This is a genomic window from Qipengyuania nanhaisediminis, from assembly GCF_045862805.1.
GTDB lineage: Bacteria > Pseudomonadota > Alphaproteobacteria > Sphingomonadales > Sphingomonadaceae > Erythrobacter > Erythrobacter nanhaisediminis_A.
In genome coordinates, this window is the sequence record NZ_AP025760.1 from 1302834 (window position 1) to 1319548 (window position 16715).

Sequence of the window (16715 nt, forward strand, 5' to 3'; positions counted from 1 at the left end):
TCTCCCTCACATCTGGTCGCGAACGGGTCGAGTTTCCGTTCGTCCGGATACAGGATCCGTGCATGGTCAAGGCTTGGCCGGAGCGGGGCGAGAGAGGAATTGCTCGTGTTCCATCGCAGCGAGAGATTATTGCTAAGACCGGTCTGGCCCGAGGACTGGCGCGGGGTTCTGGCCGGGATCGCGGATGAAGGCGTGGTGCGCAACCTTGCGCGCGCGCCCTGGCCTTACAGCGAGGCGGACGCGCGGCAATTCACCGCCATGCCGATCGACCCGTTCTTTCCGCGGTTCCTCATGACCCGTGCGCGCGATGCCGCAGTCGTCGGCTGCATCGGGATCGACCCGCCTCCGGCAGAGGACGGCGAGGATCGCGGCACGGTCGAGCTCGGATATTGGGTCGCGCGCCCGTTCTGGGGACAGGGCTTCGCCACCGAGGCGGGCGCCGCGGTGCTGGCGATTGCCGCCATGCTGGGCCACAGCCGGGTCCTGGGCTCGCACTTCCTCGACAATCCGGCATCGGGCGCGGTCCTTGCCAAGCTCGGCTTCGAGCCGACCGGACGCATGCTCGAACGTCATTCCTGCGCGCGCGGCGCCAAGGCGACCACGGTCGAATATGCCCGCGCTCTCGGATTGGCTTCGGGCGAACAGGCGCTTGTCGCAGCCTGACACGGGGGCTGACGGGGGTGCTTGAGCGGCGCTGCCAATTCGATTAACCGCTAGAACATGACCCGACGCAAAAGGCTGAGCCCTGAAGAATCGCGCAGCCATGCGCTCGAGGCCGCGCGCGCCTTGCTGATTGAAACCGGGCCGCAATCGGTCACTCTGAAGGCGGTGGCCGCGCGGATCGGTCGCACGCACGCAAACCTTTTGCACCATTTCGGATCGGCATCGGGCTTGCAGAAGGCGCTTGCCGAGCACCTCGCCAAGACGGTGTGCGAAACCATCATCGAGGCGGTTCATGCCAGCCGCGCAGGGCTCGGCTCGGCGCGCGAAGTGGTCGATCTCGCCTTCGACGCCTTCGACCGCGAAGGAGCGGGCGCATTGACCAGCTGGATGCTGCTGACGGGCAATGAGGACGCGCTCAACCCGATCATCTCGACGATCCACGACCTGGTGGATGAGATCGCGCCCGAAGAAGCCGATCACAAGGGCGATGACCTGCACGTCCACAAGGACACGCTCAATCTCGTCCTGCTGGCGCTGGGCGATGCGCTCATCGGGGCGGCGCTGGCAAAATCGCTTGGCTTGCCGCGCGATGCGGCGCGGGTGCGGGCAGCGGACAATCTCGAAGCCTCGCTCGCCGCGCACCAAGACAGCTAGCCGTCCCTCGTTAGCCCCGCTGCCTGCCAATCGGGCAGGCCTTCCGCATCGATATCGCTCACCCGCAAATGGTCGATTGCGATGCCGTGATCGGGATAGGCCGCCTTCTGACGCGCCGGGTCCGATTGCGCGATCGGCACCGCGACCAGCCGGCGGTTGACCTTGCCGCGCCAGTTCATCCGCGCGGTGTTCTCCTGTCCGACATAGCAGCCCTTCTCGAAGCTCACCCCGCCCAGTTCGGCAGCATTTGTCTCGAGCCATAGGATGTCGGCCATCTCGTCTCGCCCCTCGGGAATGCCGAGCGAGAGGCGGTGGGCGAGATATTCCTCGTCGCCTTCGGGCGAGCCATCGCTGGCAGCGCCGATGCTACGAAAGCCAAGCTGTTCGTGGCGCGGATCGGGCGCGGAGCCATCGAAGCCTTCGCGCGACCATAGAACCGACAGTCTGTCATCGCGCGAAATCGCGATCTTGCGGCGCAGGCGGTAGAGCGACAAGCGGCGCGCGAGATCGTCCGCCGCGTTCGCTTCGCAATCGAGCACGAGCGAGCCCTCGCCACCATCGAAGACGAGAAAGTCGAACAGCATCTTGCCCTGCGGGGTGAGCAGTGCCGCATAAACCGGCAGCGCGCCGGCGACGTCATTGGTCACCAGCCCTTGCAGGAATGCGCGGACATCCTCCTCGGTATCCTCAGCGGCGAGGCGGACAATCGCGCGGGTTTTCAGCAGCTTTGCAGTCATGTCTTGCATCTCTTCGCAATTCCCCGGGCGAGCCTGTCGCCAAGCTCCGGCCCCTGTTCGGGATAGAGATAGGGTTCGATCAGCTCGGCTTCCATGACTGCGAGCGAACCGTTGGCCATGCGAAGCATGTCGATGCGCGCATAGAGCGGCGTGACAAGCGGCAGCGCGGCCATCACCGCGCGCGCGGCATCAAGCTCGTCTGCACCTGGCTCGTGCATTTCCTCGCGGCCGCCATAGAGCGACTGGATGCGGTAATCGCCTTTGGCGGGTAGCTTGCGCACCGCGTGGCTTGCTTCGCCGTCGATGAAAATGAAGGACAGCTCGCCCTCGGTCGCGATCCCCGGCAGAAAGGGCTGGACCATTGCGGGGCGATCGAAGCGCCAGTCATCGGCCAGCGCGCCCGCCTCGAGCAATTCCTGCCCCAGCGCGCCCGCTCCCACCTGCTGCTTGACGACCAGCCGTTCGCAATCGAACGCGGTGAAGGCCGCGCGCGCACTGGCCGCATCGAGGCGATCGGACCACAGGGTCGGGATGGTCGCGGCACCCGCATCGGCCAGCACTTTCAGATAGGTCTTGGCGATGTTCCAGCGCACCGTCTCGGGCGGATTGCACACCGCGATACCCATGGCATCCAGAGCTTCGAGCCGGGCAAGAAAGGCCTCGGGCTTGTCCTGGTAATTCCAGGCGGTGCCGAGCAGCACGGCGCCGAGCCCCGCGAACCGCTCAATCGGCGCCTCCCAGTCGATCACCTCGAGCGCCAGCCCGCGCGCGGCGAAGGCGGGTTCGAGCGCGGCGATGGTCAGATCGTGCTCATAGGCATCGCCGCGCCTCTCGCTTCCACAACGGTCGGGCGAACCGGGCAGGGTGGTTTCGCAGGCGAGAAATCCGATTCTGGTCATGGGCCTGCGGCTTAGGCGCGCAAGTCAGGGCTGGAAAGGCCTGGCGCTGCCGGTTATGCGCCGACGCGATGACCGACATCCTGACGATCCGCCGCCCCGATGACTGGCACCTGCACCTGCGCGATGGCGAGGTCATGCGCGGCGTGGTGCCCTATACCGCGCGCCAGTTCGCCCGCGCGGTCGTGATGCCCAATCTCAGCCCGCCGGTCACCAGTGCAGCCATGGCTGCGGCCTATCGCGACCGGATTATGGCCGCGGTGCCGGCGGGGCTGGAATTTACCCCGCTGATGACCTGCTATCTTACCGACGGCACCGATGCCGATGATCTCGCGCGCGGCGCGGACGAAGGGATTTTTACCGCCGCCAAGCTCTATCCCGCCAATGCCACCACCAATTCGGCGCACGGGGTCAGCGATGTCGAGCGGATCTACCCGTTGCTCGAACGGATGGAGGCAGTGGGCATCGTGCTGTGCGTCCATGGCGAAGTCACCGATAGCGATGTCGACGTATTCGACCGCGAGGCCGAATTCATCGCGCGCCACCTGCGGCCCATCACCGGAACCTTCCCCGATCTCAAGGTCGTGTTCGAGCACATCACCACCGCCGATGCTGCGCAATTCGTTCGCGAGGCAGGGGCCAATGTGGCTGCGACGATCACCCCGCAGCATCTCCACATCAACCGCAATGCCATGCTGGTGGGCGGGATCCAGCCGCACAATTACTGCCTGCCGGTCGCCAAGCGCGAATCGCACCGCCAGGCTCTGCGCGCAGCGGCGGTTTCGGGCAATCCGAAGTTCTTTCTCGGCACCGACAGCGCGCCGCACCTGCGCGCGGCCAAGGAAAGCGCATGCGGCTGCGCCGGTATCTTCAATGCGCCTTACGCGCTCGAAAGCTATCTGTCGGTGTTCGAGGAAGAGGGCGCGCTCGATGCCTTCGAAGGCTTCGCCTCGCTCCATGGCCCGGCCTTTTACGGCCTGCCGGTCAACGAGGCGCAGATCACGCTGGAACGCGCCGAAGTGACGGTGCCGGACAGCCTGCCGCTCGCGGGCGAGGAGATCGTGCCCTGGCATGCCGGGCAAAGGCTCGGCTGGCGGATCGCGGGCTAGGCGATAGCAGCGGCGCGCGCACGGCGGCTGCGCGCCCACATATCGCCGACGAAAATCGTCACCGCGATCCAGATCAGCACGAAACTGCCGAGCTGGACCGGGCGCAGCTCCTCGCCGAACACCGTCAGGCCGAGCAGGAAGACGATGGTCGGCGCAAGATACTGGATGAAGCCGAGCGTCGAATAGTTCATCCGCCGGGCAGCGATCGCGAACAGGAGCAGCGGCACCGCGGTGACCACGCCGGCAAAGGCGATCGCGAGGCTGAGCCAGGCGTCCTGTCCGAAGGCCGACCCCTCGGGCCCGGCGGCATAGAACCAGGCAATCGCGCATGCCGGCAGGAGCAGGATCATGCTCTCGATCGTAAGGCCCGGCAGCGAGCCGACATCGACCTGCTTTCGGACAATGCCATAGAGGCCAAAGCTGAAACCCAGTGTCAGGCTGATCCACAAGGTGGTCAGCGCGCCTGCCGAAAGCAGCGCCACCGCGCTCGCAGCGATGGCGACCGCCACCCATTGCCAGCGCGACAGCTTCTCGCGCAGGAGGACCGTGCCAAGCAGCACGTTCAGCAGCGGGTTGAGATAATAGCCAAGGCTCGCGGCATAGACCTGATTGTTCATGATCGCCCAGATATAGACGAACCAGTTGATCGCGATCAGCACCGCGCTTGCCAGCAGCGCGAGCATGGTCCGCCGATCGGACAAGGCCTTGCGCAGCGCCGGGAACTGCTTTCGCAGCGCCACGATTAACAGGCAGAAGGGCAGCGTCCAGATGATCCGCCAGCCGACAAATTCGAACGGCGGCACGCTGGTCACCAGCAGCAGGTAGAGCGGCATGAAGCCCCAGATCAGGTAAGCGCCGATCGCAGCCGGGAGGCCGGAGGGCTTGGCCTGTCCTGACGCACCTTGAAGGCCGGACGAGGAGGGGTCTGAACGTTGCATCTGGCTGGCCCCTAGGGGTCGCTGCGTCGCTGCGCAAGCGCGCGTCTTGCGGCCAAATCGCTCAAACCGGGGTGGCTCCAGCCTTAACCACAGCCAACAACCCCCTCGCAGCCTGTTCAGGTTCGCGCCTCTATATATGAACACAGACGAGATGCGGCTCTCTCTCCCCCACCCCTTGTGCCGCCTTTCGTGACGATCTTGGGCCATCTCCACCAACTGGCCCGGGCGCGGCTCCCACCAGTCGCGGGAAAACGCTCTCATGCCTTCTTTGCGTAGGCGTGGGGGCGTTTTCTATTGGGCCAGCCCCGCGCGCCCAATTGCGGGTGCAGGAGAGCGAATGTTAACCCTGATCGTGCATGGAGCATGGCATGGTTACGCGCTTCACGTCATTGGCCGCTTGCACGCTGGCCTTTTTTGCCCTGTCCGCCTGCGAGAGCGAACCCGAAACGCCGCCAGCGGCGCAGGCGCTCACCCAGGACCCGTTGCTCGCCCGGGCGCTTGCCGATCCGCTCATGGCCGATCCTGACCTTTCCTGGCGCAGTGAGGCCAATGCCGCGATCGCCTTTCGCGACGGTCATCCGTTGCCGCTGATGACCGGCGATGACGCTGCGGCCCGCCGGGCGCGCGATGCCGCGCGCGTCGAACTGCTCGATGCAGGCCGCGTTCCGCCGCTCGCGCCCTCGCAGCCGGGACCGGGAGCGCCGGCGCTCGGCGGTCTCGACAATGCCGAAGCGATACTTTCGGCGCTGGGGGCGCGGCCCGATTGCGCCGCGCGTCTCGATTCGTCGTTGGACTGGTCGCTGCGCCTTCCCGACATATCCGCAATTATGCCGCACGGCATGGTGCACCAGGCCGCCGGTATCGACAGCGGCGATTGCGTGGTGCGCGCGGTGCGCTATCGCACCCCGGCGACCATCGACGATGTGCTCGAAGATCATCACGCCAAGGCCGAGCGCGCGCGTTTCCGCGTCGCGCTTCACAACGAGCCCGAACGCCAGTTGCGCGCGGAAAGGCGTGATCAGGCGATCGCTGTGCATGTCCGCCGATTGCAGGGCGACATGAGCGAGGTCGACGTGGTCCACTGGCGCAAATAGGCGCCGCCTGGCACGACCAGACGCCGCCGGTCAGCTTTCCTTGAGACCGACGCCGAGATTTGCGCGCGGCTGGTCCATCTCGGTGCTCGCAACCGGATAGGCGCAGTAATCGGCGGCGTAATAGGCCGCGGGCCGGTGATTTCCCGATAGTCCGATCCCGCCGAACGGGGCGGAAGACGAGGCACCGTTGGTGGGCCGGTTCCAATTGATGATCCCTGCGCGGATATTGGCCCAGAACCGTCCGTAATCCTCGGGCGTGCCTCCGATCAGCGATGCCGACAGGCCGAAGCGGGTGTTGTTCGCCTCGGCGATCGCGGCGTCGAGATCAGGCACGCGGATCACCTGGAGAAGCGGGCCGAACAGCTCGATATCGGGACGCTCGGGAATCGCGGTGGTGTCGATCATGCCGGGCGTGAGGAAAGGCTTGTCGGGATCGGGCCGGCGCATGTGCAGCAGCGGCTTGCCTCCGGCGGTGACGAGCGCGACGAAGCTCTCGTTGAGCCTGTCGGCGGTGTCGTTGTCGATAACCGGCCCCATGAAGGGCTGCGGATCGGCAAAGGGTTCGCCGACGATCAGCCGCTTGGTCATCGGCAGCAATTCGCCCATCAGGTCGTCATAGATGCTGTCTGTCACCACCAGCCGACGTGCCGCGGTGCATCGCTGCCCGGCGGTGGTGAAGGCGCTCTGCACGATCAGGGCTGCGGCATCGGAAATCTTGGGCGTGTCGCAGACGACGAGCGGATTGTTCCCGCCCATTTCGAGCGCGACGATCTTGCCCGGATTGGCAGCAAGCTTGCGATTGATGGCGATGCCCGCCTGAGCCGAGCCTGTGAAAAGCACCCCGTCGATCCCCGGATGCGCGACCAGCGCCTTGCCCGTATCGGGACCGCCGACCACCAGTTGCAGCGTGTCTTCGGGCGCGCCGCTCTTCTTCCAGCAATCGACCAGCGCCTCGCCCACGGCAGGGGTCTTTTCCGAGGGCTTGAACAGCACCGTGTTGCCCGCAATTAGCGCGGGGATGATGTGCCCGTTGGGAAGGTGAGCGGGGAAATTGTAGGGGCCGAGCACGGCCATCACCCCGTGCGGCTTGTGGCGCACCGCGGCGGTTCCCTTGAGCGCGCTGTCGAGCTTCTTCCTGCCTGTGCGTTCGGCATAGGCCTGGACCGAGATATCGACCTTGGCGATCACCGCGTCGACTTCGCTGCGCGCTTCCCACAAGGGCTTGCCGGTTTCGTTGGCGATCAGGTCGGCGAGGCTTTCGGCCTGCTTGCGCACGGCGTTGGCAAAGCGGCGCGCGATCTCGATCCGGTTGCCGAGCGCGAGCGCGGCCCAGGCGGGCCAGGCGCGGCGCGCACGGCTGACCGCGTCATCGACATCGCCGATCTTGCCGCTCCACAATTCTTCCCCGGTGGCAGGGGCGTAGGATTTCAGGACCTCTTCGCTCACTTAGTCTTCCCGTTGTGTCTTCGCGCTTTATCGGGCCTGGTCCCGTCCCACCGGCCGGCCTTGGTTAGCCGCGAAAACCGCCTTTTCCTAGGGTAAAGCGCGAGCGTTAACAGCCTGCTTACCGGTGTCCTGCGGGCTTTGGCGGCGCGCCGTGGGCGTCGCCCATCTCCCTGAGGCGCGTGATCTTGTCGTTCAAGGACTGCCAGTCGTCGCTTGCGTCGATAGCGGACCAGATCGCCTCGACCTCGTCGATCAGCATGGTCTCGGGCGCGTCGCGGTCCCAATAGGGATGATCGCAAGCGCCAGGGACAGCTTGGTATCCATCGAGCGCCTCTGCCAGTTCCCCGGTCGCGCCGCGTCCGCCGCGATGGTCGAAAAAGAAGCGATCGGGCTGCACGCCGGTCTCGCGCATGGCTTTCTCGCAGGCGGAGACGAGCGCGCCATCGGTCTCGCTCCCGCGCGATATGATCCCCAGCCGCCAGCACCAGCGCCGCGCGACCGCTTCCATGTAAAGCGGCCCGAACCGTTCGAGCGCGGCCACCAGCGGCGCGCTTTCGGCCAGAAGCCGCAGCGCGACCGCAAATTGCCCGCAATTCCAGTGCATGGCCTCGGGCTGGCGACCGAAAGCATATAGGCCCTGGTGGTCGAAATAGGCGGCGGTGAAAGCGGGGTCCCAGCGAGGAAGCCAGCGCCACGGGCCGTAATCGAAGCTCTCGCCGGTGATATTCATGTTGTCGGTGTTGAGCACGCCGTGGACGAAGCCTGACACCATGTAGCTGGCGGCAAGATCGGCCATGCGCTCGGTGACCTGGTGCATCAGGATAACCGCGGGTTCCTCGCGCGCGGGGGCGTCTTCGGGCGGCGGCGGCCCGGGAAACTGGGTGAGGCAATAATTGACAAGGTCGGCCATGTGCGCCTTGTCGTCATGCGCGAGCAAGCGCTGGAAGGTGCCGATGCGAATATGAGAATGGCTCAGCCGGACCATCACCGCCGAGCGGGTGGGCGAGGGCTCGTCGCCGCGTTCGAGCGCTTCGCCGGTCTCGATCACCGACAGGGTCCGCGAGGTATAGGCCCCGAGCGCTTCGAGCATTTCGGTTGCGAGGATTTCGCGCACCGCGCCTTTCAGCGTCAACCGCCCGTCGCCGTTGCGCGAATAGGGCGTGGTGCCCGACCCCTTGGTCCCCAGGTCGAGCAGGCGGCCGTCATCGCTGTGCAGCTGGGCGAACAGGAACCCGCGTCCATCGCCGATATCGGGGTTGTAGGCGCGGAACTGGTGGCCGTGATATCTGAGTGCGAGCGGTCGTCGCAGATTGCCGTCGAGCGGTGCGAAACGGCCGAAATGCGCGACCCATTGCGCGTCGTCGAGCCGGTCTAGCCCGATCTCTGCCGCGGCGCGGTCATTGCGAAAGCGCAGCCGGGTCTCGGGAAAATCGGCGGCCTCGACCGGATCGGCGAGCCAGTCGGCAATTCCCAGGATTGGCGGAGCATCGGCGCGTCTGGCTGCTTGCGTGTTGTCGCTCATCCCGCGATAGTGGGCGCAAGGCAGGCGGGGTGCAACCCGCCCAGGATATTGGAAAGAGACGCCTTTGATGGCCGAAACATTCGAAGAGCGGCGCTGGACCAGCGCTGACGATCTCTCGCTCTATTACCGCGATTACCCGGGGCCGGCAGGCTATGAGGGGCCTCCCGTGCTGTGCCTGCACGGCCTGACGCGCAATTCGCGCGATTTCGAAGCGCTCGCACCGCACCTTGCCGAAACGCGCCGGGTGATCGTCCCCGAGATGCGCGGCCGCGCCAACAGCGATTATGCGCCCGACCCCGCAACTTACAACCCGGCCCAGTATGTCGATGATATCGAACGCCTGCTCGCCGAACTGGGCATCACCCGGTTCATCGCGGTCGGCACTTCGATGGGCGGGCTTCTCACCATGATGCTCGCCGCCGCGAAGCCGGGCCGGATCGTGGCTGCGGTCATCAACGATATCGGACCCGAGATCGATCCTTCGGGGATCGAACGGATCGCCAGCTATGTCGGCCTTGGCAAGAGCTATCCGACCTGGGTCCACGCCGCGCGCTCGCTCGCAGACACGTTCCAGCCGCTGTTTCCCGATTATGATCTCGACCGTTGGCTCGAAAGCGCCAAGCGCGGGCTGGTGGTGAGCCAGAACGGGCGGATCAGCCACGATTACGACATGGCGATCTCGGAACCCTTCAAGAGCGAGGGCGGGGCCGCGCCGCCTGACCTGTGGCCCGCATTCGATGCGCTCAAGGGCGTGCCTATGCTGGTCGTCAGAGGCGAATTGTCGGATCTCTTGTCGCCCGCCACCGTCTCCCGCATGGCAGAGCGCAACCCGGCCATGACCAGCGTCACCGTGCCGCGGGTTGGCCATGCGCCCACGCTCGACGAACCCGAAGCGCGCGCCGCGATCGACGCGCTGCTCGCGGCGATCTGAAACGGCACCGCGCCATGTCCAGCACCGCAGGGCCTGTCCGCATCCTCCATTGCCATTCGACCTTCGCGCCGGGAGGCAAGGAATTGCGCAGCGTCGCGCTGATGAACGCGCTCGGCGGCTGGGCCGAGCACGCGATCGTGTCAGCCGAGCCCGAACAGACCGGGGCGCGCGCGCATATCGATCGCGCGGTGGCGGTGCGTTTCCTCCCGGAATTTCCCTCGCTCAAGGGCTTGCCGACCCCCGGGCGGCTGGTTGCCATCGCCAAGGCGATGAAGGGCTATGACCTCGTCCTCACCTACAATTGGGGCGCGATGGATGCGGTCATGGCGCACACCGTCTTTGGCGCGGCGTTCGATCTCCCGCCGCTGATCCACCACGAGGACGGGTTCAACGAGGACGAGGCCGCGTCGCTCAAGACGAGGCGCAATGTCTATCGCCGCATCGCGCTTGGCCGCAGCCATGCGCTCGTGGTTCCCAGCCGCACGCTCGAGACCATCGCGCGCGAGCGGTGGAACGTGCCTGCAAACAGGATCGTGCGGATCGCGAATGGCATCGAAACCGGCGCCTTCGGTCGCAAGCCAAGGCCCGGCGCCTTCCGCGTGGTCAAGCGCGAAGGCGAATGCTGGATCGGGACCCTGGCCGGATTGCGCGCGGTCAAGCAGTTGCCGCGCCTGGTCGAGGCTTGCGCGAATCTGCCCGAAAACTGGCACCTCGTCATCGTCGGCGATGGTCCCGAACGTGACGCGATCAGGACAACCGCCGAGGCGCTCGAGGTCAGTCACCGCGTCCACCTTCCCGGCGCGCATCCCCGACCGCACGAGGTGATCGGGCTGTTCGATATCTTCGCGCTGTCGTCACGAAGCGAACAGTTCCCGCTCAGCGTCGTCGAAGCCATGGCAGCCGGCCTCCCCGTGGCAGCGCCCGATGTCGGCGATGTGAAGGAGATTCTTGCCGAAGCGAACCGTCCCTATGTCGCGGTGCCGGGTGACACGGTGGCGCTGGCGGCGGTGCTCGGCGAGCTTGCCGAAGACGAGGGGCTGCGCGCGGCGATCGGCAAGGCCAACCGCGTCAAGGCGCGCGCGAATTACGATGTCAGCGCGATGGTGGACGCCTATCGGGACCTTTATTCGGGCGCCCTTGGAGGACGCGCAGGCGGCCTTGCTTAATCCGGTGTTCAACCGCTCCGCCGCATCGCTGAGGCCAGACGGCAGGGCGCGGTATGTGAGCATCGGCCGCTGTGCCATTGCGCGCGGGGCCTGCGCTGCCTAAAGACCCGCGCAACGAACACTCATTGCAACGAGGAAACCGCCCGGTGGCGCGCACTCCAACCCAAGACGACAAATCGGTTCCGGCCCCCTCGCGCGAGGACGAGATCCTCATGCGCGAGATCGACGAGGCCGTTCGCCAGGACGACGCGGTCGAGTTCTTCCAGAAATACGGCACCGCGCTCGGCGTGGCGATCGCATTGCTGCTGATCGGCATGTTCGGCTTCTGGTGGTGGGACAGCGCGCGCGAGGCCGAGCGCGAGGCGCAATCCGAAGCCATCGTGAGCGCGCTCGATTCGGTCGATGCGGGCGATTACGAAAGCGCGGCAAGCAAGGTCGACAGCGTGATCGAAGAGGGCGAGCCGGGGGCGCGCACCGCGGCCCGCTTCCTCCAGGCTGCCGCTGCGCTCGAACAGGAAGACACTGCGCGCGCGGTTGAGCTTTATGCTGCGATCGCCGCCGATGAGGAAGCGCCCGCGCCGATGCGCGACCTGGCGCTGATCCGCGAGGTGGCGACCAATTTCGACGATCGCGAACCGGCCGATGTCATCGCCCGGCTGCGCACGCTCGCCGTGCCCGGCAACGCCTTTTTCGGCAGCGCCGGCGAACTGGTGGCGATCGCGCATCTCGAAGCGGGCAATCGCGACGAGGCGGGCACCCTGTTCGCGGCGATCGCGCGCGATGAAAGCCTGCCCGACACGCTGCGTTCGCGGGCGCGGCAGATGGCCGGGCTGCTCGGGGTCGATGCGATCGACGATGTCGATGCACTGCTCGAATCCGAAGGGGTGAGCGCAGCTGCCGGCCCAAGGCCGAGCGCGCGCTGAGACAAACACAGGATCAATGGACGGACCAATGCTTATGCGATTTTCGGGTAAATCAGGCGCTCTGGCGCTCGGCCTGGCGGCGATGACCATGACCGGCACCCTGTCGGGCTGCGAAGGCGGTCTGTTCGGCGGTGCGAAGAAGGAAACCCCGACCGTGGGCAACCGCACGCCGATCCTGTCGCGGATCGAGAGCGGCGCGAGCGTCGACCCCGCGCTTGCCAGTGTCAGCGTGGTTCTCCCGCCTGCCGTGACCAATCCCGAATGGGCGCAGGTCGGCGGATCGGCGAGCAAGTCCTACGGCCATCTCGCACTGGCCGAGAACCCGGCCAAGGCCTGGACCGCCCGGATCGCCGGGGCGAGCGACCGCGCGCGGCTTGCCGCTGCCCCGGTGATTGGCGGCACGATGGTCTTCGCGGTCGGTTCGGACGGCACCATCCACGCCTTCAACCGCGACACCGGCGCGCGGGTCTGGAATTCCTCGCCCGACATGGACGACGATGTGCGTCCGGCCGCTTTCGGCGGCGGGGTCAGCTATGACAATGGACGCCTCTACGCGACCAATGGCGCAGGCGATGCCATGGCGCTCGACGCGGCTACGGGCGAGATCATCTGGCGGGTCAAGCCTGCCGGTCCCTTGCGCGGATCGCCCACGATCGCGTTTGGCCAGATCTATGTGATGACCCAGGACAACCAGATCATCGCGCTCAACCAGGCCGACGGGGCGCTGCTCTGGAACGAATCGGGCTCCGCGACCCAGTCGGGAGTGTTCGGGGTTGCTGCCCCCGCGGCAGGACAGGGCACCGTGATCGCGGGCTATTCGAGCGGAGAGCTCAATGCCTATCGCTATGAAAACGGCCGCACGCTGTGGGCCGATGCGCTAGCGCGGACCAATATCTCGACCACGGTGAGTTCGCTGACCGATATCGATGCCGATCCCATCATCGATTCGGGCCGGGTCTATGCGCTCGGCCAGGGCGGGCGCATGGCGGCCTACGAACTGGTCACCGGACAGCGCATCTGGGAATTGAACCTCGCGGGCATTTCCACCCCGGCCATTGCCGGCGAATGGATCTTCACGCTCACCGACGATGCGCGCCTGCTGGCAATCGCCCGTTCGAGCGGGCGCGTGCGCTGGATCACCCAGTTGCAGCAATTCCGCGATGCCGAGGATCGCAAGGGCCCGATCTTCTGGACCGGCCCGGTCCTTGCGGGCGGCCATCTGTGGGTAGCAAGCTCGCGCGGCGAGGTGTGGAAGGTGAGCGTCGGCGAAGGCTCGGCGCAGCTCTTCGCCGAACTCGATTCCGCGGTCAGCCTTGCCCCGGTGGTGGCCAGTGACACGCTCTACATCCTCGACGACAGCGGAACGATTCACGCCTGGCGTTGAGCCGCGCGGCTGTAGCGAGACAGCAAGCGGGGCGCGTTAACCTTTGGCGCCCGCGCGTTCCTGCCTGATACGGCGCGCCGCTCGCGAGCGATGCGTTAACTGTTTCGCGCTATGCGCAGGGGCGTGAGCGACAAGCTTCGATCGACCGGCCCTGATGCCGCGCGCCCCGCGCTGCCGCCAAGCGACGTCTCCTCGGGCGTTGGTCTTGCCGGCCTGCTCGGCCTGTTCGCTTGGATCCTGTTCTGCCGCACCTTTCCGCAATTTGCCGGATGGATCGGGTTAGAGGGCGATTATGGCGTGCTGTCCGGCCCCCATGCCGCGCTCGCCGCGATGCTGTTCACCGCCGGGCCGATGGCGATCTGGTCGTTGCTGGTCGACCGGGTGCACCTGCGGCCCTCGACCGGGCTGGACTGGAGCCTGTCGCGCAGCGTCGAGGACGTGCTGCCGGTCTCGGTGGTCAAGATCGCCGGGCTGTGGGCGACCTGGCTGATCATCGCCGCGCTTTATTGCCTGTGCCGCTGGTATTGGGACGGGCAATACCTGTTCGCGATGAAGGTCATCGGCTATGCCGCGCTACCGCTGGTGGCGGTGTCGGTGCCCTATATCGTCTGGCTCGACCGCTTCATGGTCGAACCCCGCGATTCAACCTGGCATTTCGGCGCGCTTGTCACCGGGCGCGGGGCATGGAAGGCAGAGCAGGTCAAGAAGCACTGGCGTGCCTGGATCATCAAGGCCTTCTTCAGCGCTTTCATGATCTCGATCCTGCCGCCCGGATTTGCCTTCGTGGTCGAGGCCGACCTGCCGGCGATCATCGGCGACCCGGTCGCCTTCGGAATGCTGCTGATCACGCTGCTGTTCGTCATCGATGTCCAGATCGGCACGGTGGGCTACCTGTTCACGCTGCGCCCGCTCGATGCGCAAATCCGCTCGGGCAACCCCTTCGTTGCCGGCTGGCTTGCCGCGCTGTTGTGCTACCCGCCTTTTGCCTGGGGGATCATCGGCGCCAACAACCAGGTGCTCAGCTACGAGGCGAACACTGCGGGCTGGGGCCACTGGCTCGGGGCCTACCCGGCGCTTCTGTGGGGCTGGGCGGCCTGGCTGGTCTTCCTCACCGCGATCTATGCCTGGGCGACGGTGGTTTTCGGTATTCGCTTTTCCAACCTCACCTATCGCGGGGTCATCACCAATGGCCCCTATCGCTTCACCCGCCACCCGGCCTATGTCTCGAAGAACCTGTTCTGGTGGTTTTCGGTGATGCCCTTTCTCGTCACCAGCGGATCGGTCACCGACATGGTGCGCAACTGCTTCTTCCTGCTGGTGGTCAACGCGATCTATTACTGGCGCGCGCGGACCGAGGAAGCGCATCTCCTGGCAGAGGACGCCAAATATCGCGAATATCACGCCTGGATGGGACGCTACGGGCTTCTCACCGCGCCGCTGGTGCGTCTGAGCCGCGCGGTTCGCAGGCGGCTGGGTGCCGGAAGGGAAGGCGATGCGCCGCTTCCCGAAGCCTCGCGCGAACCGGCCGAATAGCGGCTAGATGTAGAACCCCTCGTCGGATTCGTGCGCGGTCAGGTCGCGTTCGGAGATTGCCAGCGCGGCCACCTGCGCGCGCCATTCAGCGATGTGCGCGGTGCGCAGATGCGCTTCCAATGCCGCGCGGTCGCGCCATTTCTCGCTCACCCGCACGAGGCCTGTATCCACCACGTCGAGCGCATAGGCATATTCGATGCAGCCTTCCTCGGCGCGGCTGGCGGCGATCATCGCCTCCATCGCCGGGCGCGCGACATCGACCATGCTGGGCGGCACGCGGAATGTCCCGATGACGATGATCATGTCCTTCGCTCTCCCTCAAGGCGAGCGATGATGCCTGTCAGAACGAGTATTTGTAAACCCGCGTGACGTCGCCGTTCCATTCGCCGTGATACGCATCGAGCAGGCGCTGGGCGGGGACCTTGCCGCTTGCCACGATCTCGTCGAGCGTTTCGAGGAAGCCTGTCTCGTTGTCGCCGCTGGCATTGAGGCGCGCGCGCGCGGTGAGCCCGCCGCGTGCGATCTCGAGCACGTCGCGGCCCAGGTCCTGCAAGGTGCCCTTGCCGCCGGGAAGCGGGGTGTCGAGCGCGAGCCGGGGCGCCTCGTTGCGCAGCCGCTCGCGCTCTTCCATCGACCAGTCCTTGACCAGATTCCACGCCGCATCGAGCGCGGCATCGTCATAGAGCAGGCCGACCCAGAAGGCAGGGAGCGCGCAGATCCGGCTCCACGGCCCGCCATCGGCGCCGCGCATTTCGAGAAAGCTCTTCAACCGCACTTCGGGAAAGGCGGTCGAGAGGTGGTCCCACCAGTCGCTCTGGGTCGGGCGTTCGCCGGGAAGGACCGGGAGCTTGCCTTCCATGAAGTCGCGGAAGGACAGGCCCGCAGCGTCGATATACCTGCCGTCGCGGAAGACGAAATACATCGGAACGTCGAGCATGTATTGGGCCCAGCGTTCATAACCAAAGCCGTCTTCGAACACGAAGGGCAGCATGCCGGTGCGGTGCGGGTCGGTGTCCGACCAGATATGGCTGCGATAGGACAGGTAGCCGTTGGGCTTGCCTTCGGTGAAGGGCGAATTGGCGAACAGCGCGGTCGCCAGCGGTTGCAGCGCGAGGCCGACGCGGAACTTCTTCACCATGTCGGTCTCGGACGCGTAGTCGAGATTGACCTGGATGGTGCAGGTGCGCAGCATCATGTCTAGCCCGAGATTGCCCACCTTGGGCATGTGCCGCATCATGATTTCATAGCGGCCCTTGGGCATGACCGGAAGGTCCGCGCGCGCCTTGTCGGGCCACATGCCGAGACCGAGAAACCCGATCCCGCAGCGCTCGCCGATCGCCTTGACCTGTTCGAGGTGGCGTCCGGTCTCCGCGCAGGTCTCGTGCAGGTTTTCGAGCGGTGCGCCCGACAGTTCGAGCTGGCCCGCCGGTTCCAGACTGACCGTGCCATCGGCGCCCTTCATGGCGATGACGTGGCCATTCTCCTCGATCGGCTCCCAGCCAAATTCACGCAAGTTCAACAGGATATCGCGGATACCTGCCTCTTCTTCGTAGGAAGGTGCGTGAAAATCGCTCTGGTGATAGACGAATTTCTCGTGCTCGGTCCCGATCCGCCATTTGGATTCTGGCTTTTCGCCTGCGCGCATCGGGGCGGTCAGTTCCTCGATATTCTCGATGACCGGTTCGTCGGCGGCAGAGGTTTCGCGCGTGCTCATCGGCC

General features: G+C 65.9%; 16 protein-coding genes. 9 read left to right on the forward strand and 7 right to left on the reverse strand.

All coding sequences use genetic code 11. The features are described 5' to 3' along the window. Positions 1-105 precede the first annotated feature (105 nt). Together ACKTSM_RS06280 and ACKTSM_RS06285 are read left to right on the forward strand one after the other, a co-directional pair. A complete protein-coding gene (locus ACKTSM_RS06280) occupies positions 106-663 on the forward strand; it encodes a GNAT family N-acetyltransferase (RefSeq protein ID WP_407876266.1) in 558 nt (185 codons plus the stop codon). A gap of 57 nt (positions 664-720) precedes the next feature. Next, positions 721-1317: a TetR/AcrR family transcriptional regulator gene (locus tag ACKTSM_RS06285; RefSeq protein WP_407876267.1), complete on the forward strand. Its 597-nt coding sequence runs from the start codon at positions 721-723 to the stop codon at positions 1315-1317. Here the strand turns inward: ACKTSM_RS06285 and ACKTSM_RS06290 are convergent. Next, complete coding sequence (locus tag ACKTSM_RS06290; RefSeq protein ID WP_407876268.1) at positions 1314-2054, reverse strand: YgfZ/GcvT domain-containing protein; 741 nt, start codon at positions 2052-2054, stop codon at positions 1314-1316. The genes ACKTSM_RS06285 and ACKTSM_RS06290 overlap by 4 nt on opposite strands. Beyond that, entirely contained in the window at positions 2051-2953 is a 903-nt protein-coding gene (locus tag ACKTSM_RS06295) for a RimK family alpha-L-glutamate ligase (RefSeq protein WP_407876269.1), read from the reverse strand. The genes ACKTSM_RS06290 and ACKTSM_RS06295 overlap by 4 nt, the downstream gene beginning before the upstream one ends. A 68-nt stretch (positions 2954-3021) precedes the next feature. On the opposite strand from ACKTSM_RS06295, the gene pyrC reads away from it, so the two are divergent. Further along, complete coding sequence (gene pyrC / locus ACKTSM_RS06300) at positions 3022-4059, forward strand: dihydroorotase (protein ID WP_407876270.1); 1038 nt, start codon at positions 3022-3024, stop codon at positions 4057-4059. On the opposite strand, the gene rarD is transcribed toward pyrC, so the two are convergent. Beyond that, entirely contained in the window at positions 4056-4997 is a 942-nt protein-coding gene (rarD, locus tag ACKTSM_RS06305) for an EamA family transporter RarD (RefSeq protein ID WP_407876271.1), read from the reverse strand. The genes pyrC and rarD overlap by 4 nt on opposite strands. Positions 4998-5365: 368 nt before the next feature. On the opposite strand from rarD, the gene ACKTSM_RS06310 reads away from it, so the two are divergent. Beyond that, a complete protein-coding gene (locus ACKTSM_RS06310; protein WP_407876272.1) occupies positions 5366-6091 on the forward strand; it encodes a hypothetical protein in 726 nt (241 codons plus the stop codon). A 30-nt stretch (positions 6092-6121) separates the two neighbouring features. Here ACKTSM_RS06310 and astD read toward each other — a convergent pair whose 3' ends face one another. Then, positions 6122-7537, reverse strand: a complete 1416-nt coding sequence (astD, locus tag ACKTSM_RS06315) for a succinylglutamate-semialdehyde dehydrogenase (protein WP_407876273.1) — start codon at positions 7535-7537, stop codon at positions 6122-6124. A gap of 118 nt (positions 7538-7655) precedes the next feature. After that, a complete protein-coding gene (locus ACKTSM_RS06320) occupies positions 7656-9059 on the reverse strand; it encodes a protein adenylyltransferase SelO family protein (protein ID WP_407876274.1) in 1404 nt (467 codons plus the stop codon). A 67-nt stretch (positions 9060-9126) separates the two neighbouring features. Here ACKTSM_RS06320 and ACKTSM_RS06325 point away from each other — a divergent pair, with 67 nt between their 5' ends. The 5 genes from ACKTSM_RS06325 to ACKTSM_RS06345 all read left to right on the forward strand — a co-directional run bounded on the left by ACKTSM_RS06325 (position 9127) and on the right by ACKTSM_RS06345 (position 14996). Continuing rightward, on the forward strand, positions 9127-9990 hold the full coding sequence (locus ACKTSM_RS06325; protein ID WP_407876275.1) for an alpha/beta fold hydrolase: 864 nt from the start codon (positions 9127-9129) through the stop codon (positions 9988-9990). A gap of 14 nt (positions 9991-10004) precedes the next feature. Next, positions 10005-11156, forward strand: coding sequence for a glycosyltransferase family 4 protein (locus ACKTSM_RS06330; protein WP_407876276.1), 1152 nt, complete (start codon positions 10005-10007; stop codon positions 11154-11156). Positions 11157-11302: 146 nt separating this feature from the next. After that, complete coding sequence (locus ACKTSM_RS06335; RefSeq protein ID WP_407876277.1) at positions 11303-12079, forward strand: tetratricopeptide repeat protein; 777 nt, start codon at positions 11303-11305, stop codon at positions 12077-12079. Between the two features lie 28 nt (positions 12080-12107). Then, a complete protein-coding gene (locus ACKTSM_RS06340; protein WP_407876278.1) occupies positions 12108-13463 on the forward strand; it encodes a PQQ-binding-like beta-propeller repeat protein in 1356 nt (451 codons plus the stop codon). A gap of 123 nt (positions 13464-13586) precedes the next feature. Continuing rightward, positions 13587-14996, forward strand: a complete 1410-nt coding sequence (locus ACKTSM_RS06345) for a methyltransferase family protein (RefSeq protein ID WP_407876279.1) — start codon at positions 13587-13589, stop codon at positions 14994-14996. Positions 14997-14999: 3 nt separating this feature from the next. Here the strand turns inward: ACKTSM_RS06345 and ACKTSM_RS06350 are convergent, their stop codons facing one another. Both ACKTSM_RS06350 and ACKTSM_RS06355 read right to left on the reverse strand, forming a co-directional pair. Then, on the reverse strand, positions 15000-15299 hold the full coding sequence (locus ACKTSM_RS06350; protein ID WP_407876280.1) for a putative quinol monooxygenase: 300 nt from the start codon (positions 15297-15299) through the stop codon (positions 15000-15002). Between the two features lie 37 nt (positions 15300-15336). Continuing rightward, positions 15337-16710 (reverse strand): glutamate--cysteine ligase, encoded by a 1374-nt coding sequence (locus tag ACKTSM_RS06355; protein WP_407876281.1) that lies wholly within the window; start codon positions 16708-16710, stop codon positions 15337-15339. Positions 16711-16715 lie beyond the last annotated feature (5 nt).

What these genes read in the sequence shown, in the direction of transcription:
- ACKTSM_RS06355 (WP_407876281.1), bottom strand. Translation starts at nt 16,710, where the DNA reads ATGAGCACGCGCGAAACCTCTGCCGCCGACGAACCGGTCATCGAGAAT.
- ACKTSM_RS06290 (WP_407876268.1), bottom strand. Translation starts at nt 2,054, where the DNA reads ATGACTGCAAAGCTGCTGAAAACCCGCGCGATTGTCCGCCTCGCCGCT.
- ACKTSM_RS06310 (WP_407876272.1), top strand. Translation starts at nt 5,366, where the DNA reads ATGGTTACGCGCTTCACGTCATTGGCCGCTTGCACGCTGGCCTTTTTT.
- ACKTSM_RS06325 (WP_407876275.1), top strand. Translation starts at nt 9,127, where the DNA reads ATGGCCGAAACATTCGAAGAGCGGCGCTGGACCAGCGCTGACGATCTC.
- ACKTSM_RS06350 (WP_407876280.1), bottom strand. Translation starts at nt 15,299, where the DNA reads ATGATCATCGTCATCGGGACATTCCGCGTGCCGCCCAGCATGGTCGAT.
- pyrC (WP_407876270.1), top strand. Translation starts at nt 3,022, where the DNA reads ATGACCGACATCCTGACGATCCGCCGCCCCGATGACTGGCACCTGCAC.
- ACKTSM_RS06340 (WP_407876278.1), top strand. Translation starts at nt 12,108, where the DNA reads ATGCTTATGCGATTTTCGGGTAAATCAGGCGCTCTGGCGCTCGGCCTG.
- ACKTSM_RS06295 (WP_407876269.1), bottom strand. Translation starts at nt 2,953, where the DNA reads ATGACCAGAATCGGATTTCTCGCCTGCGAAACCACCCTGCCCGGTTCG.
- ACKTSM_RS06285 (WP_407876267.1), top strand. Translation starts at nt 721, where the DNA reads ATGACCCGACGCAAAAGGCTGAGCCCTGAAGAATCGCGCAGCCATGCG.
- ACKTSM_RS06320 (WP_407876274.1), bottom strand. Translation starts at nt 9,059, where the DNA reads ATGAGCGACAACACGCAAGCAGCCAGACGCGCCGATGCTCCGCCAATC.
- ACKTSM_RS06330 (WP_407876276.1), top strand. Translation starts at nt 10,005, where the DNA reads ATGTCCAGCACCGCAGGGCCTGTCCGCATCCTCCATTGCCATTCGACC.
- rarD (WP_407876271.1), bottom strand. Translation starts at nt 4,997, where the DNA reads ATGCAACGTTCAGACCCCTCCTCGTCCGGCCTTCAAGGTGCGTCAGGA.